Raw genomic sequence first — 26,806 nt, forward strand, 5'->3', positions numbered from 1 at the left:
AAAAATCTACGCCATACAGGGGGCGCCATGTCACGGATAAAGAGCTTAGCGGTCGGGAATGGGGATATGTTTTACATCCGCCACGGAAGCGATAGCTTCACGATCATCGATTGCGACCTGAACGCCGAAAACGCAGATCGCATCATCGCAGAATTGAAAGCTGCATCTGCAGACAAGCAGATTTCCAGATTCATCTGTACGCATCCCGACGAAGACCATTTCGGCGGCATCCATCTGCTAGACGATGCGATGCCCATCGTGAACTTCTATGTGGTCGAGAACCAGGCCATCAAGGACGACGTCACCGAGTCCTTCAAACGCTACTGTGCTCTTCGCGACAGCGAGAAGACATTTTTTCTCAAGCAGGGCTGCACTCGCAAATGGCTGAATCAGAGTGACGATGCCCGCGGCGGAGCTGGGATCCACGTGCTCTGGCCGAACACGGAGAATGAGTATTTCAAGGATGCGCTGGCGAGCTGTAATGCCGGCGAGTCTTTCAACAATACCTCCGCGGTGATTCGGTACTCGCTGCAGGATGGTGCGAGTGTGATGTGGCACGGCGACCTGGAGACCGAGTTCATGGAAAGCATCGTCGACGATATCCAATTGACGAAAACGACGATCGTCTTTGCTGCCCATCATGGACGACAGTCGGGCAAGATTCCCGATTCGTGAGCTGGAAAAGTTGGACCCGCAAATCATCGTGATTGGTGAGGCGCCTTCCAGGCACCTCCACTATTACACCGGGTACCAGACGATCACCCAGAATCAAGCAGGTGACATCACCATGGATTGTGTAGGCGGCAACGTTCACTTTTACGTGTCCAACCCCAACTACGAAGGTCCAGACCTGGACGACCTCGGGATGGCGCTGGTTGACAACTACATCGGCAGCCTGACGGTGGAGACTGAGTACACGCTTTGAATCCTTACGGATCCCCGGAAAGCGTGGGCTAGGTGGGCCGCAATCCTGCGGCAAGCAAAGTGAGAGCCCCCCTTGCGCCGCCCTGAGCTGGTTGCTTTGCTGGCGCGCCGATGGTCGGGAACTTTCCGAGGCCAAGGCGTTTCCAAGTCACCGCCAGTAGTACACTCCCCCCTTGCATGCCCCAGATAGCTGCCCCTACCGATTTGTCCGGACCCGTGGTGCGACTGCACCTCGGTGCCCAGGTCTGCTCTGGAGGTGGCACGCCATGAACTTGATGAAAGTGCTGCGCCTCCGCCGTCCGCGGCTGCGTCTGGCCTGGCTGGGACTGCTGGCGTTGGTGTTCCAGCAACTGGCATTCGCCGCATATGCCTGCCCCGTCGCCGACGCGCCGCCCGAACCGCAAGCGGTCATGGCCGGTTGCGTGGGCATGGAAATGCCGGATCCGGATGCCCCGGCCCTGTGCGACCAGCACTGCGTACGCGACCACGTCACCACCCCGGACCTGAAGGCCCCAAAGGTCCCTGCATTGGCCCTGCCGCCGATGCATTTCGCCCTGTCCGAGGCCCTGCTGCCCCCGGTACGTGCGCAGCTCTACCGCGACGTGCCGATCTGCCAGTCCGATCCGCCACCCGCGCAGCGCTTCTGTAGCCTGCAGATCTAGACCCCGACCGCGACTCGTTTCCGCGCTGCCAATCCCGGCGGCGTGTTCGTCGTTGCGTTCGGAGGTCCCATGCCTATTCCTTTCTTGCTGCGCCTCAGGTGCAGAACTCGCCGTTGGGCGGCGCTGGCGCTCGCCCTCGGTTTTGTCGCCATGCCTGTCCGGTCGGCCCCTGCCGGCCTCTCGTTCGATGAGGCATTGCGCCTCGCGACCGAGCGAGCCCCGATGCTGCAGGCGCGCCAGTCGCAGGTCGCGGCCACCCGGGAAGAAGCCGCCCGTGCGGCGGCCTTACCCGATCCCAAATTTACGCTCGGCATCGCCAACCTGCCGGTCACCGGCGCCAACGCGTTCGATATTGGCGCCGACGACATGACCATGAAGCAGATCGGCTTGATGCAGGAGTTTCCTGCTCGCGCCAAGCGGCAGGCCCGACAGGCGGTGGCCGACCGCACTGTCGAGCAGGCGCAGGCAATGACCGCGGCCGAGCGACTCGGGGTGCGCCAGCAGGCAGCGCAGGCTTGGATCACCCTCTGGGCGGCGCAGCGAGAAGTCGAAGCGCTACGTGCCCTGCACGAACCGGCCGATGTGGCCGTCCGTGCCGCCAAGGCACGGCTTGCCGGCGGCACCGGTTCGGCGGTCGACGCAATGGCGACGCAAAACGCCGCATTGGATCTGGAAAACCGCATCGACGAAGCCGAGACCACGTTGGGGGCCGCGCAAGCCGGCCTGGCGCGCTGGCTGGGCATGGATCCGGCAGGTCTGCGCATCGAGGGCGATCCCCCTGCGTTGACGTCGCTGCCCCTCTCCCCTGCCGCGCTACAAGCTTCCGTCGATCGCCAGGCGCCGCTGCTGCCGTGGCGTTCGCGCGAGGCTGTTGCGCAAGCCGAAGTGGATGCCGCCATCGCCGAGAAGCGGCCGGACTGGAGTCTCGGAGTGACCTATGGCCAACGCGATCGCACGCCGGCCGGCCTGCCGCGCAGCGACATGCTGATGCTCGAATTCGCGATTGACCTGCCTTTGTTTCCGCGCAATCGACAGGACCGGGGCATCGCTGCCCGTCGTGCCGACTTGGAAGCCGTGACCGCCGAACGCGAAGACGCCCGCCGCATGCAAACCGAAACCGTGCGCCGGGCCCTCGCCGAGTGGGAGGGGCTCAAGCGTCGGATCTCGCGCCGGGAAAACGATTCCCTGCCGCTTGCCCGCGACCGCGCGAAGACGGCGCTGGCCGCTTATGCCGCCGGTGGCGACCTGCAACCGTGGTTGGAGGCCCGCCGCGACGAAATCGAACTGCACATCGAACACGCCCGCGACCTGGGCGAACTTGGCCGCGCCTGGGCCGCACTGGCCTACCTGCTGCCCGAAGAGGAATTCTCGCGATGACATACACAATGAACCGAGTGGCGACGATCGCCGCAGCGACCGCCCTGTTGATGGCCGGCCTCGCCGGTGGTTACTGGTGGGCGCAGCGCGGTAACGACCACAACAGCGCGATGTCCGCCGCGCCGGCGACGGTGGCTGGTGAGCGCAAGGTGCTGTACTGGTACGACCCGATGGTGCCGGACCAGCATTTCGACAAGCCGGGCAAGTCGCCCTTCATGGACATGCAGCTGGTGCCCAAGTACGCCGACGAAGTGACCGGCGGCGGCGTCAGCATAAACCCCGGCCTGCAACAGAGCGTCGGTATCCGCACCGCGCCAGTCAAGGCAGGCCGGTTGGCGTCCACGGTGCGCGTGCCGGGGACGCTGGCTTGGGATCTGCGACAGGAATCGGTGGTCAGTGCCTTTACCGAGGGTCTCGTGAGCCGGGTGCGGGTCAAGGCCCCGTACACGAAGGTGGCGCGTGGGCAGCCATTGGCTGCGGTGCTGGCGCCCGCCTGGAGCAGTGCCCTGGCCGAAGCGAAGGCGTTGCGCCACGCGCAGTCCGCATCGGCGCGGGAACTGCAATCGGCGGCGGAGCAACGCCTGCGCGTGCTCGGCGTGCCCAGCGGCAGGGGCCGCGATGGCAGCGTGACCTTGAGCGCGCCGCAGGACGGCGTCGTTACCGAGGTGCTTGTACGCGAAGGCCAGGCAGTGATGCCGGGCACGCCGCTGTTCCGCGTCAACGGCACAGCCACGCTGTGGTTGGAAGCGGCGATCCCGCAGGCCAGCGCCGCCACGCTGCGCCGTGGCACGCCAGTCGAAGCCGTGGTCAGCGCGGTGCCCGGTCAGACCTTCAGCGGTGAGGTCGAAGCCCTGCTGCCGCTGGTTGATGCAACCAGCCGCACCCAGCAGGCCCGCATCGTCCTGCGCAATCCCGATGGCGTGCTGGCGCCCGGCATGTACGCCGAAGTCAGCCTGCAACCCGATGCCGGCACGCCGATACCGCTGGTGCCGACCGAGGCGCTGATCGCCACCGGCAGCGACAGCCGCGTGATCGTGCAGGAGGCGGATGGCAGCTTCCGCCCGGTCCGCGTGCGCACAGGCCGTAGCGGTGGTGGACAAACCGAGATCCTTGATGGACTCAAGGGTGGCGAGCGTGTCGTCGTCTCCGGTCAGTTCCTGATCGACTCGGAAGCGAGCTTGTCCGGTGCGCTGGAACGCTTGGGCAGCAGTGGCGCGAACGCCAAGGAGCCGCAGCCATGATCGCCCGACTGATCCATGCCTGCATCGCCAATCGCGTGCTGGTGCTGATGGCGGCGGCGTTGCTTGCCGTCGCCGGATTGTGGTCGGTCCGCCACACGCCGCTGGATGCACTGCCGGACCTGTCCGACACCCAGGTCATCATCCGCACGCAATGGCCGGGACAGACACCGCGCATCGTCGAGGACCAAGTCACCTATCCGCTGGCGACGACGATGCTGTCGGTGCCGGGCGTGAAAGCCGTGCGCGGCTTCTCGTTCTTCGGCGATTCCTTCGTCTACATCCTGTTCGACGACGCCACCGACCTGTACTGGGCACGTTCGCGCGTGCTGGAGTACCTCAGCCAGGTGCGCGACCGCTTGCCACAAGGTGTCAGTCCCGCACTGGGGCCGGACGCCACTGGCCTGGGCTGGATCTACCAGTACGCGCTGGTCGATCGCACTGGCCAGCATGACCTCGGGCAACTGCGTGCCTTGCAGGACTGGTTCCTGCGCTACGAGCTCAAAACCATCCCCGACGTGGCCGAAGTGGCCAGCGTTGGCGGTGCGGTGCGCGCTTGGCAGATCGTGCCCGATCCGCAGGCACTCGCCGCCCGCGGCCTGACCGTGGCGCAGGTGACCGAGGCGATCGGCAAGGCCAACGGCGCCGCCGGCGGTTCGGTGATCGAACAGGGCGAAGCCGAACTGATGGTGCGCAGCGAGGGCTACCTGCGCAGCCAGTCCGATTTCGAGCGCGTGCCGATCACGGCCGGCGGCATTCCCGTCCTGCTGGGCGACGTGGCCACCATCACCCGCGGGCCGACCTTCCGTCGCGGCATCGCCGAACTCGACGGCAATGGCGAAGTCGCCGGCGGCGTCATCGTGCTGCGCACAGGCAAGGATGCCTTGGCGGCCATCGAGAACGTCAAGGCGCGATTGAAGCAGTTGCAGGGCAGCCTGCCCAAGGGCGTGGAAATCGTGCCGGTCTACGATCGCTCCGGCCTGATCCATGACGCGGTGCGCAATCTCACCCACAAGCTGGGCGAGGAATTCCTGGTGGTCGCGCTGGTCTGCGCGCTGTTCCTGTGGCACCTGCGCTCGGCGCTGGTTGCGGTGATCACCTTGCCGCTGGGCGTGCTGATCGCGTTCATCGTGATGCGCACCCAGGGCATCACTGCCAACCTGCTCTCGCTCGGCGGCATCGCCATCGCGATCGGCGCGATGGTCGACGCGGCAGTGGTGATGATCGAGAACGCGCACAAGCACCTCGAACACTGGCGCGATCAGCACGGTCGAGATCCCGAAGGAAACGACCGCTGGCACCTGATGGCGGAATCCGCCGCTGAAGTCGGCCCTGCGTTGTTCGCCAGCCTGCTGGTGATCACGTTGTCGTTCGTGCCCGTGTTTGCGTTGCAGGCGCAGGAAGGCCGGCTGTTCTCGCCGCTAGCTTTCACCAAAACCTATGCGATGGCCGCCGCCGCGGGCTTGTCGGTCACCCTGATCCCGGTGCTGATGGGCTATCTGATCCGCGGCCGCATCCGTCCGGAGCACGAGAACCCGATCAACCGCGTCCTGATCGCCGGCTACCGGCCGGTGCTGGACTGGGTACTGCGGCATCCCCGCCTGACCTTGGGTCTGGGCGGCGCGTTGCTGGTGCTGACGCTGATCCCCTATTCCCGTGTCGGCAGCGAATTCATGCCACCGCTGGAGGAAGGCACGCTGCTGTACATGCCCACGGCCTTGCCGGGCCTGTCGGCGGACAAGGCCCGACAACTGCTGCAACTCAGCGACCGCATGATCAAGACCGTACCCGAGGTCGCGCACGTGTTCGGCAAGGCCGGCCGCGCGGACACGGCGACCGATCCGGCCCCCATCGAAATGTTCGAGACCACGGTGACGTTCAAGCCGCGCGAGCAGTGGCGCCCGGGCATGACCCCGGAAAAACTTCGCCAGGAACTGGACGCCGCAGTGAAGGTGCCGGGCCTGACGAACCTGTGGGTGCCGCCGATCCGCAACCGTATCGACATGCTCGCCACCGGCATCAAGAGCCCGATCGGCATCAAGGTATCGGGGCCGGACATCGGCGTGATCGAGCGGATCAGCAGCGACGTCGAACGCGTGGCGAAGACCGTGCCGGGCGTGAGCTCGGCATTGGCTGAGCGCGTCACCGGCGGGCGTTACGTCGATGTGCGTATCCGCCCGGAAGTCGCGGCGCGCTACGGCCTGCGCCAGGCCGAACTGCAGGCGCTGATTGGCACCGTGGTCGGTGGCGATCCGATCGGCGAAACGATCGAGGGTCGCGAACGCTATCCCATCGTATTGCGCTATCCGCGCGGGCAGCGCGATTCGCTGACGGCGCTGATGCAACTGCCGCTCGTGGCCCCCGGCGGCGTGCAACTGACCTTGGGCCAGGTGGCCGAGGTGTCGCTGAGTCCGGGGCCGCCGATGCTCAAGAGCGACAACGGCCGCCTGGTCGGCTACATCTACGTCGATGTCGCCGGCCGCGACCTCGGCTCGGTCGTCGCCGATCTGCAGCATGCCGTTGGCGAGCAGGTGCAGTTGCCGCCGGGCTACGGCATCGCCTGGTCGGGCCAGTACGAATACCTGCAACGTGCGGTTACCCGCCTGAAGTGGGTCGTGCCGGCGGCGCTGGCGATTATCTTTCTCCTGATCTGGCTCGTATTCCGCCGCTTCGGCGAAGTCGCGATCATCCTGCTCAGCCTGCCGCTTGCGCTGGTCGGCGGTCTGTGGCTGATCTGGTTGCTCGGGCACGCGGTGTCGATCGCGACGATGATCGGCTTCATCGCCCTGGGCGGCGTCGCCGCGGAATTCGGCGTGATCATGCTGCTGTACCTGCGCCAGGCGTGGGAGCGGCGCATCGCCGCCGGCGAACCGGCCAACCTCGCCACGCTGGAGGAAGCGATCCGCGAAGGCGCGGTGCAGCGCGTGCGACCCAAGGCGATGACCGTGGCCGTGATCCTGGCCGGCCTGTTTCCGTTGTTCGTCGGCAGCGGTGCCGGTTCCGAAGTCATGCAGCGCATCGCCGCGCCGATGCTCGGCGGCATGGTCACCGCGCCCTTGCTGTCGATGCTGGTGATCCCCGCCGCCTTCCGGCTGCTGCGCGGTCGACCCCTGATTCGTCCCACTTCACCCGCAGTCAAGGCGGGTGCCGCGACATGAGCGACGCGTCCGTTCCGCTCATCCCTCGAATTGGAGATCCATCATGAAACGTGCTCTCTTCATTGCATGCCTTGCCATCGGCGTTGGATTGCTGAGTGCCTGTGCCTCGTTGAATCCGGCGTATCGCCTCGGCACGGTCGCGTCCGTGTCGGATAGCGACCTGCGCGTCTGCCTTGATCCACGCGCCGCACCCCCTGCAGCCGGCCAGGTGGTCCAACTGGTGCGCCGTCAGCAGATAGGCAACCCGAAGTTCGCGCCTACGTTCCGCGACCATCGTGTCGGTACGGCACGGATAGGTCCGGATGTGTCTGGACGTTGCGTGGCCGCCTCGCTCGTTCAGGGCAAGGTGCGCCGGTACGACCAGGTGTTCCCTGCACCGGTCGATGCCACGCCCAGATGAAATCGCTGCACCCGAAACGGCGACGGACTCCGCCCGTTGCCGTTCCGGATTCGTTGCCCCACCCACCCATCGCTACAAGGAGATCCACTGATGAGCACCAAACTTCAACCGCTGTCCTTTGCCTTGGCCGCCCTGCTCCTCGCGGGTTGTTCGCAGGCGCCGAACGCTGACGACATGGCCAAGGAGAACGCGGCCGATATGGACATGCCGGCGAATGAGCACGCAAAGATGGCCGAGCCGATGCCGCCCGCGGTGAGTGCAACGGCCCAGCCCGCCAAGACGGCGTCGGCAACCGGTACGGTTGAATCCGTCGATACGGCCGTCGGCAAGATCACCATTGCCCATGGCGCGATCGAAGCCGTGAATTGGCCGGCGATGACGATGGCGTTCAAGGCGACGCCGGAGCAGATCGCATCGGTGAAAGCCGGGCAGAAAGTTCACTTCGAATTCCGGCTGGAGGGGATGGACGCGACGATCACCCAGATCATGCCCATGCCGTAACCGCTGCGCAGGCAAGCAACAGCGTTGACTCCGGCTGGCCGCCGGGCGGTGTCGGGTTCGCTGCGTCATAATTGAACCCGACCGCCCGTGCGGCGGTCGTGGCTGCACCGCATCAATGGAGAGACATTAGGGGGACGAATGGGGAATGTCGGTCGATTCGATCATGGAGAGATCGAGGCACTGATTGCGCGATGGCGTGAACTGCCGACGTGCACCTACCGCAGCTGGTTCCTGTGGGAGGAACGGATCAAGAACTTCCGGTCGATCCGCCGCGGGCTGCAGGCGGTCGTCGAGGACATCGACGCCGGAACCTTCGGCAACGCCTACCGCGGCTCGACGCTGGAAACCGTCGTGGCCGCAGTCGCCGAACAACGACAGATCTTCAAGGGCGCCGACCATGCGTTCTTGTGGAAGCCCAAGCTGCGCATCCCCGACATCTACGAGAACCCGGGCCACCAGCGTAGCTTCGGTCGCTTCCTCCAAGCCTGCGACTGCTGCGACACCGAAGCTGGCGTGCTGAATGCCATCCACGCACTGGATGCAGCGAAGATCAAGGGCCTGGGGCCGGCGGCGGCGAACCTGCTGTATTTCATCCATCCGACCTTGGTGCTGCCGTTCAATACGGCCATCGTGAAGGGCTACAACGCGCTGACCGGCGCCAAGGTCAAACTGGGGCGCTGGGACGAGTATCTGGCGATGCGCCAAGGGGCGCTTGCGATCAACGCGGAGTACCGAACCTTGCTATCGAACGACCTGGGCGCCATGGCTGGCTTCCTGTTCGACATCGGCGCTGGCCACCTACCCCTCCCACCCGCCGTCGCGACCGAAGAATCGTTGGCCGCCTGGGAAGCGGATCTGGCCAAGGTTCGTGCGGACGCCGCGGCCCTGCGGCTGCAGTCGACGCAGATAGAAGAAGACCAGTCGCACACGGAGGTCCAGGGCTGGTTGCGCGATCTGGGCCGCGCATTGGGGTTCAACGTGTGGGTGGCCAGCAACGACCGGGCACGCCTCTATTCTGGAGGTCGGCTGGCCGACGGCTGCCTGGACGTATTGCCGGTTGCGCTGGAGTCTTCATTGGCGGTGGATGCCATCCGCCTGATCGATGTGCTCTGGATAGACGAGTCGAGTCGAGTGGCGGCGGCCTTCGAGGTCGAGCACAGCACCAGCATTTATTCGGGCATCGTGCGCATGCTCGATCTGGCCTTGGGCGCGGATGATGGGATGGCGGGACGCTATTTCCTGGTTGCGCCCGATCGCCGCGAGGAAGATGCACGTGCCCAGGTCGCACGCCCGGCCTTCCGGCGCGTCGCGGACATGGACCTGCGCTTTCTTCCCTACAGCGAACTCAAGACGCACCGCGAAAGCATCGCCCGTTTCGGCCAGGGCCTGCGCCCCATCGACGCGCTGGCGCGGCCGTTACGCTAAGTCGGCACGTTCAATCGGTCTTCTCCGGGATTGCCACGCCATTGAGCGGGCAATCCTTCACGGGGATGCTGGATCCGAGTTGCTGCACTTGAGTGACCTCAAGTTCGTCGTTCAGTATTGTTCCAGAGAATCGGGCGTAGACCGGCATGTCATCCTCGATCACGACGTTCTTCGGCGCGGCAGCGTGGATGTCGACATCCCCAATCACACGGAATTGCGAAGCACCGCCACACGGCAGAAAGTAACCGCGTCCGGCGTGCTCGATGTACCAGCCGGCAGCATGGATCTGATCGGATGAGGGTGTGGTCGCCTGGCAGGCGACCAGAAGCACGCCGATACCTGTCAGTACGATCGGTTTCATTCGCGTCATCCTTCTGGCCTAGATAATGGATCGGCCTGGCCGGTGCCGGCTTGCAGAGAAGTGACGGCACCGGCCCGACAATGGCGAAGGGATGCTGACGCCCCCTTTCTCGCTTACGAATTACATGCCCTTGCCGGCGTCGAATTCGGCCTTGCTCAGACGGCCATTCCTATCAGCGTCCAGCATGCCGAAATGCGGCGCGAGCCGATGCTTGGCCAGTTCGGCTTTGGACAGGCTGCCGTCCTTGTCGGTATCCAGCTTCGTGAACTCGTCGGATGCGCCACCGTGTTCGGCGGTCTTGCCATGATCCATGTGGCTGTGGTCCATGTGCTCGTGCTGCATCTGGCTGTGGTCGGTCGTGGATTGCGTCGTCGTGGCGGGTTTGGTCTGGTCTGCGGCCGTGGCAGCGCCAGCAATGAGGGAGAGCGTGAGCAGGGAAAGCGAGGCAATGTGTTTCATGGGAGAAATCCTGAGGGAGTGAGCCGTTAATGACAGGATGCACCGCGCACCGGCTCGGCGTGGCGGGCATCCGGGGAAGAAGAAGGTTCAGGCACAGCGGTCTTCGCCAGGCGCAGTGCATTGGTCACCACCGAGACCGAGCTCAGGCTCATCGCCAAGGCGGCGATCATCGGGCTCAGCAACAAACCAAACGCCGGATACAGCACACCGGCCGCGATCGGCACGCCGATGGCGTTGTAGACGAAGGCAAAGCCCAGGTTCTGGCGCATGTTGGCGACGGTCGAGGCGGAAATGGTCCGTGCCTGCACGATCCGGCGCAGATCACCCTTGACGAGGGTGACCTGTGCGCTGGACATGGCGACATCGGTACCGGTGCCCATCGCGATGCCGACATCGGCGGCCGCCAACGCGGGCGCATCGTTGATGCCGTCGCCGGCCATCGCCACGCGCCGGCCCTGGGCACGCAATTGCTGCACCAGTTCGGCCTTGTCCTGTGGACGCACGCCGCCCCGCACGTCCTCGATGCCGAGCGTGCGGCCCACCGCCTCCGCGGTGGCCTGCGCATCGCCCGAGGCCATGACCAGGTGCAGGCCATTGGCCCGCAGTTCGTTCAGTGCCGCCAAGGTGGTGGGCTTGATCGGATCGGCCACCGCGATCGCGCCGGCCAGGCGCCCGTCGACGGCGAGGTACATCACGCTGGCGCCGCCCTTGCGCAGGCGTTCTGCGGCTCCGAGCACCGGTGCGATGTCCGCCCCGACGGCATCCATGAGCGCCTGGTTGCCCAAGGCCACCGTGCGTCCTCCGATGCGACCGCGCACGCCTTGGCCAGTCACCGAGTCGAAGTCGTCCGCCGTCGTGAGCGACAAGCCACGACGACGCGCCTCGGCGAGGATTGCCTCAGCTAGAGGATGTTCGCTGCCCTGTTCGAGGCTGGCGGCCAGTTGCAGCAGTTCATCCGCGTGGAAGCCTTCAGCCGTGATCGAATCGCGGAACGCAGGCCGCCCTTCGGTCAAAGTTCCAGTCTTGTCGACGATCAGCGTATCGATCGTGCGCAGTTGCTCGATGGCCTGGGCGTCCCGGAATAGCACGCCCGATTGTGCGGCGCGTCCGGTGGCGACCATGATCGACATCGGCGTGGCCAATCCCAGCGCACACGGACAAGCAATGATCAGCACCGAGACCGCATTGAGGACGGCGTATGTCCACGACGGCTCCGGCCCGAACAGGCCCCAGCCGAAGAACGTGAGTACGGCAATCGCCAACACCGCGAGCACGAACCAGAACGCGACTTTGTCGGCCATGCGCTGCATCGGTGCACGCGAGCGCTGCGCCTGGGCGACGAGCTGCACGATCTGCGACAGCACGGTCTCCGAACCGATCCTGTCGGCGCGGATGACGAGGCTCCCGGTGCCATTGATCGTGGCGCCGATCACGCGGCTGCCTGCGGTCTTTTCAACCGGAATCGATTCGCCGGTCAGCATCGATTCGTCGACGCTGGAGCGCCCTTCGAGCACTTCGCCGTCGACCGGCACTTTTTCGCCGGGGCGCACGCGCAGTTTGTAGCCGATGTGGACATGTTCGAGCGGGATGTCGTCTTCGCTGCCATCGTCGTTGATGCGACGGGCCGTCTTCGGCGCGAGCCCCAGCAAAGCCTTGATCGCCGCCGAAGTCTTCGAGCGGGCACGCAACTCCAGCAACTGCCCCAACAGAGTCAATGACACGATGACCGCGGCGGCCTCGAAATAGACGCCGACCCGGCCATGCTCACGGAACGAATCCGGGAATAGATCCGGTGCCACAGTGGCCACCACGCTATAGCCGAAGGCTGATGCAACGCCAATCCCGATCAGCGTGAACATGTTCGGGCTGCGGTTGCGGATCGATTGCACGCAACGCTCGAAGAACGGCCAGCCGGCCCAGAGCACGACCGGCGTGCTCAACGCGAGTTCCAGCCAGGTGCGGGCACCCATGCTCAGGAACGTCAGCCGGTCGCCCAACATCGCCAGCAGGAAGACCACGACGGTCAGCGGCAACGTCCACCAGAAGCGATGCGAGAAGTCGCGCAGTTCCGGGTTGTCCTCGTCCTCCAGGCTGGGCATTTCCGGCTCCAGCGCCATGCCGCAGATCGGGCACGTCCCCGGTCCTTCCTGGCGGATTTCCGGGTGCATGGGACAGGTGTAGATCGTGCCCGCCGGCGCGGCGGGCGCCGTCTCGGCCTTGGGCGTGAGATAGCGCGGCGGGTCGGAAACGAATTTCGCTTGGCAGCGTGCCGAACAGAAGTGGTAGTCGGTGCCGGCGTGGCTGGCGTGATGCGGCGTGGTGTCGGGATCGACCTGCATGCCACAGACCGGGTCGATCACGGCGCTATCGGATGTCGGTACCTTGGTCGCACAGCAACTGCCCTTCCCTTCCCCTTTGGCCGAGGTCGTCGTGTAACGCTCGGGGTCGGTCACGAATTTTTCCCTGCAGCGTGCCGAGCAGAAGTGGTAGTCGGTGCCGGCATGACTGACGTGATGCGATGTCGTGTTGGGATCAACCTGCATGCCGCAGACCGGATCGATCACGGTGTTGTCGGATGCTGGTGCCGGCTTCTTGTTCGCACAGCAACTGCCCTGCCCATGCGCGTCGTGATCGGAATGCGTGTGCGTGTTCATGCGGCGTCCTCGTTGAGTGCGTGCAGGATCGGGCAAGCGCCCAATGCCCCATGCCCGGGACATGCCTTGATCAGCGTCCGCAATCCGTCGCGAATCCTCGTGAGTTCCGCCAGCTTGGCCTCGACGCCCGCCAGCTTCTGCTCGGCGGCTGCCTTGAGGCTGCCCATGTCGTTCTCGCGATGGCTGGAGAGTGCGAGCAGTTCGCGAATCTCTTCCAAGGTGAAACCCAGTGCCTTCGCGCGACGCACGAAACGCAGGCGCAAGACATCGGCGCTCTGGTACCGACGGTAGCCGGACGGTTGACGTTCCGGCTCCGGCAGCAGTCCTTGCCGTTCGTAGTAGCGCACGGTGTCGATGGGGACACCGGTGCGTTGGGCGAGTTCACCGATCTTCATTGAGGGACCTCTTGCGTCTGGAATGCCGCCAGTCTCCACCCTTGAGTAAAGTCCAGAGTCAAGCCCTGCTGCATGCGGCCATCCATGTACGTTCAGTGCGCTGCAAAGGCCGCTGTCGTGCCGTCCCGACGCACCAGTTCGACGGTGTACGGCTCCGAATGCCCGTCCGGCATCTCCATACCGGGCGATCCCATTGGCATGCCGGGCAGCACCAGTCCCTTAGCGTCGGGTTTTTCGGCCAACAGGCGCTTCACGTCCGCGGCCGGCACGTGGCCTTCAATGAAATAGCCTCCCACCTCGGCGGTATGGCAAGACCCCTTGCCATACGGCACGCCCACGCGTTCCTTCACCGGATTGACGTTGTCCTCGTCGCGTACCTCGACCTGGAATCCGGCTTGGCGCATGTGGTCCACCCACAGGCCGCAGCAGCCGCAACTCGGGCTCTTGTGAACGACAACGAGCGGCAGCGCTTGCGTTGGTGCGGGCACTGGTGCCACTTCGGCTGTGACCTCGGCAGCGCGTTCTGGTGCTGGCGCCTGTTTGGCGCAGGCGCCCAGCGATACGACAGCGCCCAGCACCAACACGGCCGTTGCAGCATGCATCGACATGGTCTTCCTCCTCATCGCTTCGCCCGCGAGGACCAATGGATATGGACAATGCGCCAGCCGTCCTTACCGCGCTTGAGCACCATGGTTTCGGTGCTCAGCGTGGTCACCGGCTTGCCGTCCTTGCTGGTGTGCAGTTCACTTTCGGTGCCAACCCACGCCAACTCGCCCGCCACTTTGGCCGTGCGTTGCTTCAACTGCACATGCGCGCCTTTCAGGAACTCGGCGTCGTGCGTTGCATGCCCGCCCATGTATTCGGCTTTCGAGTGCTCGGCACCGCCGCTTTCTAGGATCAGTACATCGTCGGCCAACCAGGTGCCAGCACGCTTCAGATCACCGGCCTGCAATGCGCTTGAGAAGGCATCCACGGCCACAACCGCAGGCTTCGCCTCGGCGGCGATGGCAGGTACGTTGGTCTTCGCATGCTGCGCAGGGTCATGTGCTTGCGATGCAAATGGAAGCACCAGCAAGGCGAGGAAAACAATTCGATGGATCATGGGATTCGCGGCTCCGGTCAGTGTTGGTGATCGTGGCCATCGCTGGCCGGTTCTGTTTCGGGCATGTCCATGCCGGCATGCGGGTCGGCGGTGGTCGGCTTCGCAGTGGCAGGCGTGGCCGTGGGTTTTGCGTCGTGGACGTGCTTCTTGCCGTCGGCATGGATGTGCACTTCACCGGACGGTGCCTTCGTGTCCTTCGGCGCATCGACGTGCGGCGGTGTGCCCGAAGGGTGCGAGTGCGGCTTGGGCGCATCCATCTGCATGCCCGCCATCGCGTTGTGCTCCTCTCCTTCGGTGTGCGCGTGCGCGTCGCCCTCGTCGTGATGGTCCTCGCCGCCCTCGGCATGCGCGTGGCCCTCGGACTCACCGCCACCGTGCGAATGACCACCGCTGCTGGCGACGAGCGCCTGATATTGCTCGGGTGTGAGCTTGGGCAGTGCCTGCAGGAACGCCGCCATGTTCCAGATGTATTCGTCGTCCATGCTCTTGCCCCAGGCCGGCATGCCTGAGGCCTTGATGCCGTGCTTAATCACCCAGAACGCAGTGTCGGCGTCGACCGTTTCCTTACTCAGATTCGGCGGTGCCGGATACAGGCCCATGCTCAGTTCGGTGTCTTGCATGCCCGGGCCGAGGTGGCAGCCGGTGCACATGGCGTTGTAGTTGCCAGCCCCCTGACGGATGCGCGCCGGGTCGTCGAGATCGGCGGGCACTTGCAACTTGTTCGCCCGTACCTCGATGGAGCGTTCGCGCAGGGCTTGCAGCGTCGAGTACACGGGTCGGGTGTGGGTGTCGTCCGCGCCGATGTTGTAAATACCGGACCAGACAAAACCGGCTGCCGCCGCGAGGGCGACGCCGGACAGGATGCTCAGTGTGAGCAGGGACTTTCGGGTAACGAACGGCATGATGGTCTCCCCCAATCAGAACCAGATCCGGATCCCCGCCACGAAGCGGGTGTCGTTGACGCCTTCGTCCGCCGCGCGACGAAAATCTGCAGTGCGACCGAAGGCGCGTTCATGAACCACGCCGATGTACGGCGCGAATTGCCGGGTGAACTCATAGCGCAGGCGTAAACCGGCCTCGGCGGTGCTCAGACCGGAACCGATGCCGCGGCGTTCGTCGTTCTTGCCGTAGAAACTGACTTCAACCAGCGGCTGCAGGATCAACCGGTTGGTCAGCAGCGTTTCGTATTCGGCCTCCAGGCGCGCAGCGGTCTGGCCGGATTGGCCGAGATACGCGGTCGCTTCCACCTCGAACTTGTACGGCGCCAGGCCCTGCACGCCGATCGCAACGAAGTCCTGCGATGCGCCCGGTTTGAAGTCGTGGCGCACGCCGGCGACCACATCCCACCAGCGGGCGAATGCACGGCCGTACAGCACTTCGAGATCCGCGCCTTCGGTGTGCCCCCCTACTCGCTCGCCCTCGCTGCGCAGCTTCAGAGCTTGTTGAGATCGGTGCCGACCCAGGCTTGGCCTTCCCATGCCATGCCGGTGCCATCGTCGGTATCGAAGCCTTCGAGGCGGTTGAACAGCACATAGTGCTGCACGTCGTTGTCGTGCACAGGATGATAATTCGGTGGCGGGATGGCCGCTGCACGAACTTCATCCGTGAGTACCGGAATCGGCGTGATGGGTTGGTCGGCGGGACGCGGCATGGCATGCCCTATCGCGGCGTGATCCATTGGCACCGGTTGGGCGGCGTCATGTCCCATGGCGCTGTGGTCCACGGCAGCCGGTTGCTGTGCCGGCATCGCGTGGCCCATGGCCGCGTGATCCATCGGTGCGGCGGGTACCGCTGCCTTCGTCTTCGGCGTGGCGGCGGGTTTGGCCTTCGGCTTTGGTTTTACCTTCGGTACGGCTTTCGGTTTGACCTGGTGCTGCGTGTGATCCTGCATCGCCGGCATTTGGTGCTGGGAATGATCCTGCGCAGCAGGCATCGGCATCTGGTATTGCGAGTGATCCTGTGCAGCGGCATTCAAGGCCAGCAGCAGGCCAGCAGCGAGTGGTGCGAGCGTCATGATCGTCTTCATTCGTCGACCCTCACGGTGCGCATCATTCCCGCTTCCATGTGGTAGAGCAGATGGCAGTGATAGGCCCAGCTGCCGAGCGCGTCGGCCCGCACGCGGTAACTGCGTCTGCTGCCGGGCGGCATGTCGATGGTGTGCTTGCGTACGAGGAAGTTGCCTTGATCGTCCTCGAGGTCGCTCCACATGCCATGCAGGTGGATCGGGTGCGTCATCATCGTGTCGTTCACCAGCACGATGCGCATGCGTTCGCCGTAGTTGAGTCGCAGCGGTTCGACGTCCGAGAACTTCTGCCCATTGAAGCTCCAGGCGAAGCGTTCCATGTGACCGGTGAGGTGCAGTTCGATGTCGCGGCCAGGATCGCGCCCGTCTGGATCGTCGAAGGCACTCTTGAGCATCGAATAGCTCAAGACCTTGCGTCCGTTGTCGCGCAGGCCGATGCCCGGATCATCAAGCCGTGAACTGACCACCATGGCCTGGTTGTCGACCAGCGGATTGCGCGTTTCGCTGGCCGGGTGCGTGACCGTGCTCCCGGAATCCATGCCGGCCATCGAGCCATCTTTCATGGTCGCCATGTCGTGACCTGCATGCGGATCGGCATCGGCCGGCTTCGACGTCTGCGCCATCGCGCCATGATCCATGCCGGCCATGCCCATGTTGGCGCCACAGCTCATTTCCATGCCCTTGCCGCCGGACATGTCCATGCCACCCATGCTTCCGTGATCCATGCCCATGTCCTGCATGGTCAGCAGCGGACGAGGATCGACCGGCGGAATCGGCGCACGAAGCCCTTCGCGCACGGCCAGCGTGCCGGCGACGAAACCGGTGCGGCCCATGTCCTGCGCGAAAATCGTGAAGGCATCCTGCCCCGACGGCTCGACGATCACGTCGAAGGTTTCGGCAGTGGCGATGCGGAACTCGTCGATGGTGACTGGATGCACGTACTGGCCATCGGCGGCCACTACGGTCATCTTCAGGCCGGGTATCCGCACGTCGAAATGCGTCATCGCCGAACCGTTGATGAAGCGCAAGCGGATCTTCTCGCCGGAGCGGAACAGGCCGGTCCAGTTGCTCAGCGAGGTCTCGCCATTCATCAGGTAGGTGTAGGTGTTCGCATTGACGTCCGACAGGTCGGTCGGCGACATGCGCATCTGTCCCCACATCTTGCGGTCGTCGATCGTGGTCGCAAGACCATTTCGCTCAGCATCACGCAGAAAATCCCCGACCGTGCGCATGTAGTAGTTGTCGTACATCGACATCTTCTTCAGCCGCGCGAACAGCCGTGTGGGGTCCATGTCGGTCCAGTCGGACAGCATCACCACGTAGTCGCGGTCGTAGGCGAACGGTTCAGGTTCGATGGGATCGATGATGAGCGGGCCGTAGAGCCCGGCCTGTTCCTGGAATCCCGAATGGCTGTGGTACCAGTACGTACCGCCCTGATTCACCTTAAACCGATAGTGGTAGGCCTCGCCCCGGTGGATGCCGTCAAAGCTCAGCCCAGGCACACCGTCCATGTTGGCCGGCAGCAGGATGCCGTGCCAATGGATCGAGGTTTCATGGCCAAAGATCGAGCCTTCCGGCAGCGCATTGGAGACACGCAGGTTGACCGTCGTACCCTCGCGCCAGCGCAGCAGCGGTGCTGGAATCGAGCCATTGACGGTGACTGCTGGACGCGTGCGCCCGGTGAAATTCATCGGCGTCTCGCCGATGGTCAGGTCGAACTCGGTACCCGACAGGACATTCGGATTACCGGGGCCTTTGAGCGCCCAACTGAGTTTGGGCCAGAGACCCAGGCTGGCCACAGCACCATCCGCGGCCAACCCCTGCACGAATCGCCGCCGCGACGGTTTGAACAACCCGTCGGCATTGCGGCCGAAAGCATCGGAAGACATGTGAACTCCATCAAAGTGTCATAGGCCAGCACAAGCGCTGGACCACTGCCTGCAAAGCACGTCGAACGGCGACGCGCGCAAGCGAACCGGCGCCCGGGGCGCCAAAGGACACTTAGCCGATGGGAGGTCGGATCAGATGGGGCAACGGTGGTGTTGCATGGCCCAAGGCCATCGATCGCACGCTACCGACATGCAGCAGGGCGGTGCCCTGGAAGGCCATCACCGGCACCATGGCGGCCGCCTGATGCACGCATGCACAGGTACAGGTGCTCGACTTGCAGCAATCGGGTGACTGGCCGGGTTGCTTGTCCTTGGTAGCCGTTGCCGCATCGGCCGCATCCTGCGAATGCGCGGGCTGCCCGTCGTGGTGGCATGGCATCTCGGACTCGGCACTCGCCATAGGCGCGACCGGAGTACTTGCGGCTTCATGCCCATCCGCGTGCATCTGCATCATCTGCACAGACGCCATGGCCGAGGCTGCCCCGTTGAATACCAAGGCAACGCACAGCAACAGACGCAACAGGATGGCGCGGGTGGACATGGCCTTACTTTAACTCGCGAGCGTGCTCAGGGGTAAAGGAATCATGAATAGCACGAGCCTATCTCTGGACTATGGTGAAGGGTTCAACACCCACGGCCCAATGAAGTTACTTGCCGGGAAGACGACCCCCGCTTCGACTTGGAAAGTTTCCACACCCTCGACCTGTTTGAGAAGGTCCTTCTTCTGGCGGAGGGACAACTCATTCCAACGTAGTAACAGCGCGGCCAATAAATCGTCTTCGGTGTAGAGGAACGCGGGAGGAATCCCCAGTACCTCCGCCAACCGCTTCGCGGTCTTGAGTTGGGGCTCGTGTTTGCCTCGCTCGTCGTGCTCGGATGGCAGCGCCGCCGCGGAAAGGTGGAGTCCGCATTTCCGCGGCTGGCAATGCTGGCGGGCGGCGCACTTGCTACGCTGGCATGGAACGGCCACGCCGCCGCCGGTGAAGGCGCGTCCGGTGCGCTGCGGCTTGCTGCGGGCCTGGTCCACCTGCTCGCGGCAGGCGGCTGGGTTGCCGCGGTACTGGTGTTCCTGGGCCTGCTCCTGCGCAGGGAGGCGGTCTCCGGCAGTAGGCGCCTTCGAGCGACGCATGATCTTCTGCACGGATTCTCGACGCTCGGCACGATCTTCGTTGCTGCGCTCATCGTGTCTGGCATCGCGCACTACGGTGATCTCACCGCATGGTCGTTGTCGACACTGCTCCAGAGCACGTACGGGAACCTGCTGCTGGTGAAGCTTGCCCTGTTCGGAGGAATGCTGGGCCTGGGTGCATTGCACCGCTGGACGCTGGTGCCGCGTCTGGGACGCGCCCTGGCCAGCGGCGATCCTGTGCAGGAAGTGCGGGCCCTGCGGCAGAGTGTCGCGGCTGAGGCCACACTGGCCATCCTGATCTTGATCGTCGTTTCGGTGCTGGGAACGCTCAGCCCCGCGGCTGCCTGAGCGCGATGGCGCATAGTCTTGATGGTTCCTCCCCGCCGAGCATCGGCACGAACTCCCCCGCCGTCTCCGTGCTTGACCAGAAATTGATCTGGATCAGTTTCACCGGATCAGAAAAAGAGTAAGCTCCGACCATGATCCGCCTTCGCCATCGGAACTGGTTCAAGCGCACTGCCCTCCTCGCGATGGTGGCGTTGCTCTGGTCCCAGTTCGCACTGGCCGGTCATGGCGGCTGTCTGGATCTCAAGGTCACAACCGCCGCAGTCGCGGCCGACGCGGACACCCACCACGACCACGGTCACGGTTGTGGCGCCGAGCTTCCCTCGGCTGACGAGGCACTGTGTACCGCGCACTGCAGCGAAGGCGACCTCTCGGCAGACAGCGGACGCATCCCGCCGGTTCCGCCGCTGCTTGTCGGCGTGTGGTTCTCCTGGTTCGCGGTCGCGGAAGTCGCGGACGGTGGCCCCGGGGTTACGTCCACATGGGTCGATTCGCCACCCACGCCTGCCTGGCACCGACCCACCGCGCATCCCGCGGCCCTCCTGCTGATCTGATGCCCGAACGCTGACTGCGCCGCACGCCTGTGCGGTGCAGTGCTGTGCGTTCGTGCCGTGCGCGTCACGGCATGTGTTCCTGCCCCGGCCGAGCGACTGCGTCGCGTCGGCCCAAGGACACTGATATGGCATCTCCGTTCTACCTGTGGCAGGCCAGCCGCCTGCACTGCCACCCGCTGTCCTGCCAGCGGCCACCGCGGCGGCGCCTGCTCGCCTGCGTGCTCGCCGGCGCCTTGTGGGCGCTGGCGCTGCCGGTGACCGCAACCGAGCCCATCCCGGGACACAGTCTCGAGTCGATCCGGACCTGGGTGCTCGAACACAACCCCGAGCTTCGGGCCATGGGCTTGGAAACCCAGGCTGCCGAAGCGCGGATCCTGCCGGCGGGCGCCCTGCCCGACCCAATGGCCTCAGTGGGATTTCGCGGCCTCGATCCGGACAAACCCTGGCGCACTGTCGGTGCCGAGCGTGAGGTCAACTACGCGCTGCGCCAGCGCTTCCCGCTCTGGGGCAAGCGCGACCTGGCGCGGACTGCGGCCAGCCAGAACGCGGTCGCGATCGGGCTCGATCGCATCACCGCGGCGCGCGACCTGCTGTCCGACGCCGAGGCGGCCTACGCACGTTATTGGCATGCCGATCAAGCGGTAGCCGTGCTCGATCGCCGCATCGCCCTGCTCCGCCAGGTCGAAGAGATCGCGGGAGTGCGCTACGCCCTTGGCCGCGCGCCACAGCAGGATGCCATCCGCGCCCAGGTCGAGCAGACCAGCCTGCAGCGCGAGCGGATCGAACGCCTCGCCGCCAAGCAGGAGGCGGCCGCCACCTTGAACGCGGTGCTGGGGCGCCGTTCCGATGCACCGCTGGCGGCTCCCGACGAGGCGCCGCGCCTTGCCGTCCGCAGCGCTTCGCTTGCCGAGGCTCTGGACGCCGCCGACACGCACCCCGCGGTCCGTTCGCAGCAGGCCCGCGCCGAGGCCGCGCGCACGAATGTGGTGTTGCAGCGTCGCAACCGCTTTCCCGACATCACCGTCGGCGTGGGTGCGATGCAGCTGGGCAACGGCATCCAGAGTACCGAGCTGATGCTCGAGGTGGAGATCCCGTTCCAGCAGCGCGCCCGCCGCGAGCGCGAGCGCGAATCGCGCCTGCTCGAGGAAGCCGCGCTGGCCCGCAGGGACGCCACGCTGCGGGCCGTCGAGGAGCGAGGCGCTTCCGCCTGGTCGCAGTGGACCAGCGCCCGCGAACGCCGGCAACTGATCCAGAACACGCTGCTGCCGCAGGCCGACGCCACCTGGCAGTCGGCGCTGGCGAGCTACCAGGTCGGCGAAGTCGACTTCGGGACGCTGCTGGAAGCACTCAATGAATGGCAGGGCGCCGATCTCGCACGGGTCGATGCATTGCGTGACGAACTGTTGGGCGCCGCCGCCGTGCGCGCCATCGAAGGAGATATCCGATGACCCGTGTCCAGACCCTGTCGCTCGCCATCGGCGTCGCACTCGCCGCCCTCACCACAGGCTGGATGGCCGGCCGCGCGACCAACGATTCGCCGACCGCAGCTACATCCGCCGAGGCGCCTGCCGCGGAGCGCAAGGTGCTTTATTACCGAAATCCCATGGGGCTCCCCGACACCTCGCCGGTGCCGAAGAAGGATCCGATGGGCATGGACTACGTTCCGGTCTATGCCGACGACGCGCCGCCGGCGGCGCAGGGCACGGTGGTGCTGCCGCCGGACAAGGTGCAGGCGCTGGGCGTGCGCACGGAAGCGGTTTCGCGCGGGGCACTGTCCGCCACCGTGCGCACCAGCGGCACGGTCGAGGTCGACGAGACCCGACAGTACGTCATTGCCCCGCGCTTCGAAGGCTGGGTGGAGCGGCTGTACGCGAACCAGACCGGCATGCGAGTCCGCGCCGGGCAGCCGCTGCTATCCGTCTACAGCCCGCAGTTGGCTGCGGCGCAGCAGGAATACAGGCTCGCTGACGAGACCGCCCGCAGGCTGGCCGGATCCGATCCCGCCAGCGCGGCATCGATGACCCGCCTACGCGATGCCGCCCGTACCCGCCTGCGCAACTGGGAAATCAGCAATGCGCAGATGGGCAAGAAGGCCCTGGTCCTCACCGCGCCGGCAAATGCGGTGGTGATCGAAAAACCGGTGGTCCAGGGCGCCCGGTTTGAGGCGGGCGAGACCATCCTGCGCCTGGCCGACCTGTCGATGGTGTGGGTGGTCGCCAAGGTGCCGGCGGCGCAGGCCGCGGGCATAGCAATCGGCCAGCCCGCCCGCTTTGAAACCGTAGCCCTGCCAGGCCAGGTGGCCAAGGGCAAGGTCACCTTCGTGCAGCCCGTCATCGATGCAATGACGCGCACCGTGGACGTGCGCATCGCATTCCCCAATCCCAACGGCGACCTGCGGCCCGGGCTCTACGGGACGGTGCTGCTCGAGGCGCCGGGGACCGGCCCGGTGCTCACCGTTCCGCGTTCGGCCGTGCTGGACAGCGGCACGCGCCAGATGGTGCTGGTTGAGACCGGCGCGGGCCGTTTTGCACCGCGCGACGTGACCCTGGGTCGTCGCGGCGGCGAGCGCATCGAGATCCTCGACGGGTTGTCTGAAGGCGAACAGGTCGTGGTGTCCGCCAACTTCCTGATCGACGCCGAAAGCAACCTGCAGTCGGCACTCAAGGGGCTTGAGGGTCACGCAGGACACGGGTCGCCCTCCGGCACCAGTGAAGATCCGCAGCGCGAACAGTCAGGCGATGGCTCCGCCGACCCGCACGCCGGCCATGGTGCCGAGGCAGCGGATCCGCACGCCGGGCACAGCGAGGAGGCGGCTGACCCACATGCCGGCCATGCCATGCCTGCGGCGCCGGCGGATGCGCCGGCTCCCGCCAGCGCCCTTGACGCACCTGCCGGTCAAGACGGCCATGGCAGCCACGGGATGATGAGCGACCACGCCGCACCTACTTCCCCCACCGGGCACGAGGGGCACTGACATGCTTGGCCGTCTCATTGAATGGTCGGTACGCAACGTCTTCCTGGTGCTGGTGATGGCGCTGGCGATCGTCGCCGGGGGCATCTACGCGCTGACGAACACGCCGCTGGACGCCCAGCCGGACCTCTCGGACGTACAGGTGATCGTGTTCACCGAGTACCCAGGGCAGGCGCCCCAGGTGGTCGAGGATCAGGTCACCTATCCGCTGACCAGCGCCCTGCTTGCAGTTCCGAAATCGCGAGTCGTCCGCGGCTTCTCGTTCTTCGGCGCCTCCTTCATCTACGTCATCTTCGAGGAAGGCACCGATCTCTACTGGGCGCGCTCACGCGTGCTCGAAAACCTCAACGTCGCGTCGAAGAACCTGCCGCCCGGCGTGGCACCCGCACTGGGCCCTGACGCCACCGGCGTGGGTTGGGTCTATCAGTACGTCCTCAAGAGTGACCGCCACTCGCTGGACGAACTGCGCGCGATGCAGGACTGGTATCTGCGCTACCAGCTGACCACCGCGCCCGGGGTGGCCGAGGTCGCCAGCGTCGGTGGCTTCGTGCGCCAGTACTCGATCACAGTCGATCCGGTGCGGCTGCGCGCGTTCGACATCCCGATTTCGCGGGTGTCCGAGGTGATCGCTGCAAGCAACCGCGACGTTGGCGGCCGTGTGATCGAAATGGCCGAGACGGAGTACATGGTGCGGGGCCGTGGCTACCTGCGCGGCATCGAGGACATCGAGAACCTGGTGCTGCGCGCCGAAGGCGGCGCACCGGTGCTGATCGGCGATGTTGCCCGGGTCGAGCTTGTGCCCGATGAGCGCCGCGGGATCGCCGATCTGGACGGCAAAGGTGACGTGGTGGGCGGGATCGTGATTGCGCGATTCGGCGAGAATGCCCTAGCCGTGATCGACGGGGTGAAGGACAAGATCGCCCAGCTTGCGAGTGGACTGCCGGAGGGCGTCAGCGTGCAGGCGGTCTACGACCGCTCCGACCTCATCGTGCGTGCGATCAAGACCCTGCGCACGACCCTGCTCGAGGAGAGCCTGATCGTCGCGCTGGTGTGCCTGGTGTTCCTGTTCCATGCGCGCAGCGCGCTGGTGGCGATCGTCATGCTGCCGGTCGGCGTGCTGATCGCGGTTATCGCGATGCGTGTGCTGGGCATGAACTCCAACATCATGAGCCTGGGCGGCATCGCGATCTCGATCGGCGTGATGGTCGACGCGGCGATCGTGATGATCGAGAACGCGCACAAGCACATCGAGCGCGGCGACGGCTCTCGCAGCCGCACCCAGCTGATCATCGACGCCTGCCGCGAAGTCGGGCCGGCGCTCTTCTTCAGCCTGATGATCATCACCGTCTCCTTCCTTCCCGTGTTCGCGCTGGAGGCGCAGGAAGGCCGCCTGTTCAAGCCGCTGGCCTTCACCAAGACCTTCGCCATGGCCGGTGGCGCGCTGCTGTCGGTGACGCTGGTACCGGTGCTCATGCTGCTGTTCGTGCGCGGCAAGATCGTGCCCGAGCACAAGAATCCGGTGAACCGGTTCCTGGTGGCGGCCTATCGGCCCGTGATCGACGTCGTGCTGCGGCATCGCATGGCCACGATCGTGCTCGCGCTGGTCGTCCTGTTCGCCAGCCTGTGGCCGGCATCGCGCGTGGGAAGCGAGTTCATGCCCACGCTCAACGAGGGCACGCTGCTGTACATGCCCGCGTCGCTACCGGGCATGTCGGTGACCAAGGCCTCCGAACTGCTGCAGCAGCAGGACCGGGTCATCAAGGGTTTCCCGGAAGTGGAATCGGTGTTCGGCAAGGCGGGGCGCGCCCTGAGCGCCACCGATCCGGCGCCGCTGGAAATGTTCGAAACCGTCATCAACCTCAAGCCCGAGGACCAGTGGCGCGACGGCATGACCACCGACAAGCTCATTGCCGAGATGGACGCGGCGCTGAAGTTCCCGGGTGTCGCCAACTCCTGGACGATGCCGATCAAGGCCCGCACCGACATGCTGGCCACCGGCATCCGCACGCCCGTGGGCATCAAGATCTTCGGTAACAACCTGGATCAGCTGGCGGCCCTGGCCACCGAGATCGAAGCCGTGGTACGGCAGGTGCCGGGGACGACCAGCGCCTTCGCCGAACGCCTGACCGGTGCCTACTACCTCGACATCACCCCCGACCTGGCCAGCCTGGCCCAGTACGGCGTGACTCTGGGCGAGGTGCAGGACGTGGTGGCGGCAGCGCTGGGTGGCGAGATGGTCACCACCATCCTGCAGGGCCGCGAGCGTTTCAGCGCGATCGTGCGCTATCCGCGCGAACTGCGCGACGACCCGCAGCGCATCGGGACCCAGGTGCTGGTGCCGGTGCCCGGCGGTGCGCAGGTGCCGCTCGGCGAGTTGGCGAAGATCGAGGTTAGGAAAGGGGCGCCCAGCATCCGCACCGAGAACGCCATGCTGGCCGCATACATCTATGTCGATACCCGCGAAAGCGACCTCGGCCGCTACGTGAAGGCGGCGCAGGAAGCGGTCACTCGACAGGTGCAGTTCCCATCGGGCTACTACGTGACCTGGAGCGGTCAATACGAGTACATGCAACGCGCCGCCGAAAAAATGCGGGTCGTCATTCCGGTGACGCTGGCGCTGATTTTCCTGCTGCTGTACCTCAACTTCCGCCGCGTCACCGAGTCGCTGATCGTGATGCTGTCGGTGCCGTTCGCCCTGGTCGGCGGTATCTGGCTGATGTGGCTGCTCGACTACAACACCAGCGTCGCGGTTATCGTGGGCTTCATTGCATTGGCCGGCGTCGCCGCGGAAACCGGCGTGGTGATGCTGATCTACCTCAACCACGCACTGGAGGCGCGCGCCGCGCAGCGGCAGGCCGAAGGCCGCCCGCTGGATGCACGGGACCTGCGCGAAGCGATCATTGAAGGCGCGGTAGACCGCGTGCGCCCGAAGATGATGACCGTGGTCGCGATCATGGCCGGCTTGCTGCCGATCATGTGGAGCAGCGGCACCGGCTCCGAGGTCATGCGCCGCATCGCCGCACCGATGGTGGGCGGGATGGTCTCGTCGACCATCCTGACGTTGGCGGTGATTCCGGCGCTGTACTCGCTGATCAAGCAGCGGCAACTGGCCAGGAAGCCGCACCCCTCCTCCGCACTACCCAAGGAGAAGTAGTGATGGGGCCGTTCAACGCAGGCAGGGACCGACGGTTCATGCAACTGTGGCCGCGAACATCCGTCCGTCTACGGCCAATTCGCGC

Annotated in this window: 25 protein-coding genes; 14 read left to right on the forward strand and 11 right to left on the reverse strand. The window is 65.3% G+C overall.

The window, feature by feature from the left end:
• Positions 1–27 precede the first annotated feature (27 nt).
• The 9 genes from LJB71_RS08385 (at position 28) to LJB71_RS08425 (ending at position 9,685) form a co-directional block, all read left to right on the forward strand.
• Positions 28–675, forward strand: a complete 648-nt coding sequence (locus LJB71_RS08385; RefSeq protein ID WP_259303833.1) for an MBL fold metallo-hydrolase — start codon at positions 28–30, stop codon at positions 673–675.
• Positions 641–925, forward strand: a complete 285-nt coding sequence (locus LJB71_RS08390; RefSeq protein ID WP_259303834.1) for a hypothetical protein — start codon at positions 641–643, stop codon at positions 923–925. The genes LJB71_RS08385 and LJB71_RS08390 overlap by 35 nt, the downstream gene beginning before the upstream one ends.
• A 265-nt stretch (positions 926–1,190) precedes the next feature.
• Positions 1,191–1,586, forward strand: a complete 396-nt coding sequence (locus LJB71_RS08395; protein ID WP_259303835.1) for a hypothetical protein — start codon at positions 1,191–1,193, stop codon at positions 1,584–1,586.
• Positions 1,587–1,655: 69 nt separating this feature from the next.
• On the forward strand, positions 1,656–2,963 hold the full coding sequence (locus LJB71_RS08400; protein WP_259303836.1) for a TolC family protein: 1,308 nt from the start codon (positions 1,656–1,658) through the stop codon (positions 2,961–2,963).
• A 17-nt stretch (positions 2,964–2,980) separates the two neighbouring features.
• Positions 2,981–4,204 carry an efflux RND transporter periplasmic adaptor subunit gene (locus tag LJB71_RS08405; protein WP_259303837.1) on the forward strand — a complete coding sequence of 408 codons (1,224 nt, stop codon included), beginning with the start codon at positions 2,981–2,983 and terminating at the stop codon, positions 4,202–4,204.
• Positions 4,201–7,359 carry an efflux RND transporter permease subunit gene (locus LJB71_RS08410; protein ID WP_259303838.1) on the forward strand — a complete coding sequence of 1,053 codons (3,159 nt, stop codon included), beginning with the start codon at positions 4,201–4,203 and terminating at the stop codon, positions 7,357–7,359. Before LJB71_RS08405 ends, LJB71_RS08410 begins: the two co-directional genes overlap by 4 nt.
• 43 nt (positions 7,360–7,402) lie before the next feature.
• Positions 7,403–7,759 (forward strand): hypothetical protein, encoded by a 357-nt coding sequence (locus tag LJB71_RS08415; protein ID WP_259303839.1) that lies wholly within the window; start codon positions 7,403–7,405, stop codon positions 7,757–7,759.
• A 90-nt stretch (positions 7,760–7,849) separates the two neighbouring features.
• Positions 7,850–8,260 (forward strand): copper-binding protein, encoded by a 411-nt coding sequence (locus tag LJB71_RS08420; protein WP_259303840.1) that lies wholly within the window; start codon positions 7,850–7,852, stop codon positions 8,258–8,260.
• Positions 8,261–8,347: 87 nt separating this feature from the next.
• On the forward strand, positions 8,348–9,685 hold the full coding sequence (locus LJB71_RS08425; RefSeq protein ID WP_259303841.1) for a type II restriction endonuclease: 1,338 nt from the start codon (positions 8,348–8,350) through the stop codon (positions 9,683–9,685).
• Between the two features lie 10 nt (positions 9,686–9,695).
• On the opposite strand, the gene LJB71_RS08430 is transcribed toward LJB71_RS08425, so the two are convergent.
• The 11 genes from LJB71_RS08430 to LJB71_RS08475 all read right to left on the reverse strand — a co-directional run bounded on the left by LJB71_RS08430 (position 9,696) and on the right by LJB71_RS08475 (position 19,109).
• On the reverse strand, positions 9,696–10,046 hold the full coding sequence (locus tag LJB71_RS08430) for a hypothetical protein (protein WP_259303842.1): 351 nt from the start codon (positions 10,044–10,046) through the stop codon (positions 9,696–9,698).
• 120 nt (positions 10,047–10,166) lie between these two features.
• Entirely contained in the window at positions 10,167–10,505 is a 339-nt protein-coding gene (locus LJB71_RS08435) for a hypothetical protein (protein WP_259303843.1), read from the reverse strand.
• A gap of 26 nt (positions 10,506–10,531) precedes the next feature.
• Complete coding sequence (locus tag LJB71_RS08440; protein WP_259303844.1) at positions 10,532–13,159, reverse strand: heavy metal translocating P-type ATPase; 2,628 nt, start codon at positions 13,157–13,159, stop codon at positions 10,532–10,534.
• Positions 13,156–13,554, reverse strand: a complete 399-nt coding sequence (locus tag LJB71_RS08445; protein WP_114958846.1) for a heavy metal-responsive transcriptional regulator — start codon at positions 13,552–13,554, stop codon at positions 13,156–13,158. The genes LJB71_RS08440 and LJB71_RS08445 overlap by 4 nt, the downstream gene beginning before the upstream one ends.
• Positions 13,555–13,646: 92 nt before the next feature.
• Entirely contained in the window at positions 13,647–14,156 is a 510-nt protein-coding gene (locus tag LJB71_RS08450; RefSeq protein WP_114959248.1) for a DUF411 domain-containing protein, read from the reverse strand.
• A 17-nt stretch (positions 14,157–14,173) separates the two neighbouring features.
• Positions 14,174–14,656, reverse strand: a complete 483-nt coding sequence (locus LJB71_RS08455; RefSeq protein WP_114958845.1) for a nuclear transport factor 2 family protein — start codon at positions 14,654–14,656, stop codon at positions 14,174–14,176.
• Positions 14,657–14,673: 17 nt separating this feature from the next.
• Positions 14,674–15,558, reverse strand: coding sequence for a cytochrome c (locus LJB71_RS08460; protein ID WP_114959247.1), 885 nt, complete (start codon positions 15,556–15,558; stop codon positions 14,674–14,676).
• Positions 15,559–15,573: 15 nt separating this feature from the next.
• Entirely contained in the window at positions 15,574–16,032 is a 459-nt protein-coding gene (locus tag LJB71_RS14570) for a copper resistance protein B (RefSeq protein ID WP_310649408.1), read from the reverse strand.
• 56 nt (positions 16,033–16,088) lie between these two features.
• Positions 16,089–16,682 (reverse strand): hypothetical protein, encoded by a 594-nt coding sequence (locus LJB71_RS14575; RefSeq protein ID WP_310649409.1) that lies wholly within the window; start codon positions 16,680–16,682, stop codon positions 16,089–16,091.
• Complete coding sequence (locus tag LJB71_RS08470; RefSeq protein ID WP_259303845.1) at positions 16,679–18,568, reverse strand: copper resistance system multicopper oxidase; 1,890 nt, start codon at positions 18,566–18,568, stop codon at positions 16,679–16,681. The genes LJB71_RS14575 and LJB71_RS08470 overlap by 4 nt, the downstream gene beginning before the upstream one ends.
• A 112-nt stretch (positions 18,569–18,680) precedes the next feature.
• Positions 18,681–19,109 (reverse strand): CopL family metal-binding regulatory protein, encoded by a 429-nt coding sequence (locus LJB71_RS08475; protein WP_114958842.1) that lies wholly within the window; start codon positions 19,107–19,109, stop codon positions 18,681–18,683.
• Between the two features lie 309 nt (positions 19,110–19,418).
• Between LJB71_RS08475 and LJB71_RS08480 the strand changes: the two genes are divergently transcribed.
• The 5 genes from LJB71_RS08480 (at position 19,419) to LJB71_RS08500 (ending at position 26,721) form a co-directional block, all read left to right on the forward strand.
• The gene (locus tag LJB71_RS08480; RefSeq protein WP_240311022.1) at positions 19,419–20,045 is read left to right on the forward strand and encodes a CopD family protein; all 627 of its coding nucleotides are present in this window, start codon (positions 19,419–19,421) and stop codon (positions 20,043–20,045) included.
• 131 nt (positions 20,046–20,176) lie between these two features.
• Complete coding sequence (locus tag LJB71_RS08485) at positions 20,177–20,596, forward strand: hypothetical protein (protein ID WP_114958841.1); 420 nt, start codon at positions 20,177–20,179, stop codon at positions 20,594–20,596.
• A 125-nt stretch (positions 20,597–20,721) separates the two neighbouring features.
• Positions 20,722–22,044, forward strand: coding sequence for a TolC family protein (locus LJB71_RS08490; RefSeq protein WP_240311021.1), 1,323 nt, complete (start codon positions 20,722–20,724; stop codon positions 22,042–22,044).
• Entirely contained in the window at positions 22,041–23,570 is a 1,530-nt protein-coding gene (locus LJB71_RS08495; protein WP_114958840.1) for an efflux RND transporter periplasmic adaptor subunit, read from the forward strand. Before LJB71_RS08490 ends, LJB71_RS08495 begins: the two co-directional genes overlap by 4 nt.
• A gap of 1 nt (position 23,571) precedes the next feature.
• A complete protein-coding gene (locus LJB71_RS08500; protein ID WP_259303846.1) occupies positions 23,572–26,721 on the forward strand; it encodes a CusA/CzcA family heavy metal efflux RND transporter in 3,150 nt (1,049 codons plus the stop codon).
• Positions 26,722–26,806 lie beyond the last annotated feature (85 nt).

Origin of the sequence: Thermomonas sp. S9, assembly GCF_024704365.1 — a bacterium.
GTDB lineage: Bacteria > Pseudomonadota > Gammaproteobacteria > Xanthomonadales > Xanthomonadaceae > Thermomonas.

Bases quoted from the DNA above. Each gene is read 5' to 3' on its own strand.
- LJB71_RS08385 (WP_259303833.1), top strand. From the start codon at position 28: ATGTCACGGATAAAGAGCTTAGCGGTCGGGAATGGGGATATGTTTTAC.
- LJB71_RS08390 (WP_259303834.1), top strand. From the start codon at position 641: ATGGACGACAGTCGGGCAAGATTCCCGATTCGTGAGCTGGAAAAGTTG.
- LJB71_RS08395 (WP_259303835.1), top strand. From the start codon at position 1,191: ATGAACTTGATGAAAGTGCTGCGCCTCCGCCGTCCGCGGCTGCGTCTG.
- LJB71_RS08400 (WP_259303836.1), top strand. From the start codon at position 1,656: ATGCCTATTCCTTTCTTGCTGCGCCTCAGGTGCAGAACTCGCCGTTGG.
- LJB71_RS08410 (WP_259303838.1), top strand. From the start codon at position 4,201: ATGATCGCCCGACTGATCCATGCCTGCATCGCCAATCGCGTGCTGGTG.
- LJB71_RS08415 (WP_259303839.1), top strand. From the start codon at position 7,403: ATGAAACGTGCTCTCTTCATTGCATGCCTTGCCATCGGCGTTGGATTG.
- LJB71_RS08420 (WP_259303840.1), top strand. From the start codon at position 7,850: ATGAGCACCAAACTTCAACCGCTGTCCTTTGCCTTGGCCGCCCTGCTC.
- LJB71_RS08430 (WP_259303842.1), bottom strand. From the start codon at position 10,046: ATGAAACCGATCGTACTGACAGGTATCGGCGTGCTTCTGGTCGCCTGC.
- LJB71_RS08435 (WP_259303843.1), bottom strand. From the start codon at position 10,505: ATGAAACACATTGCCTCGCTTTCCCTGCTCACGCTCTCCCTCATTGCT.
- LJB71_RS08440 (WP_259303844.1), bottom strand. From the start codon at position 13,159: ATGAACACGCACACGCATTCCGATCACGACGCGCATGGGCAGGGCAGT.
- LJB71_RS08445 (WP_114958846.1), bottom strand. From the start codon at position 13,554: ATGAAGATCGGTGAACTCGCCCAACGCACCGGTGTCCCCATCGACACC.
- LJB71_RS08450 (WP_114959248.1), bottom strand. From the start codon at position 14,156: ATGCATGCTGCAACGGCCGTGTTGGTGCTGGGCGCTGTCGTATCGCTG.
- LJB71_RS08455 (WP_114958845.1), bottom strand. From the start codon at position 14,656: ATGATCCATCGAATTGTTTTCCTCGCCTTGCTGGTGCTTCCATTTGCA.
- LJB71_RS08460 (WP_114959247.1), bottom strand. From the start codon at position 15,558: ATGCCGTTCGTTACCCGAAAGTCCCTGCTCACACTGAGCATCCTGTCC.
- LJB71_RS14575 (WP_310649409.1), bottom strand. From the start codon at position 16,682: ATGAAGACGATCATGACGCTCGCACCACTCGCTGCTGGCCTGCTGCTG.
- LJB71_RS08470 (WP_259303845.1), bottom strand. From the start codon at position 18,568: ATGTCTTCCGATGCTTTCGGCCGCAATGCCGACGGGTTGTTCAAACCG.
- LJB71_RS08475 (WP_114958842.1), bottom strand. From the start codon at position 19,109: ATGTCCACCCGCGCCATCCTGTTGCGTCTGTTGCTGTGCGTTGCCTTG.
- LJB71_RS08485 (WP_114958841.1), top strand. From the start codon at position 20,177: ATGATCCGCCTTCGCCATCGGAACTGGTTCAAGCGCACTGCCCTCCTC.
- LJB71_RS08490 (WP_240311021.1), top strand. From the start codon at position 20,722: ATGGCATCTCCGTTCTACCTGTGGCAGGCCAGCCGCCTGCACTGCCAC.
- LJB71_RS08495 (WP_114958840.1), top strand. From the start codon at position 22,041: ATGACCCGTGTCCAGACCCTGTCGCTCGCCATCGGCGTCGCACTCGCC.
- LJB71_RS08500 (WP_259303846.1), top strand. From the start codon at position 23,572: ATGCTTGGCCGTCTCATTGAATGGTCGGTACGCAACGTCTTCCTGGTG.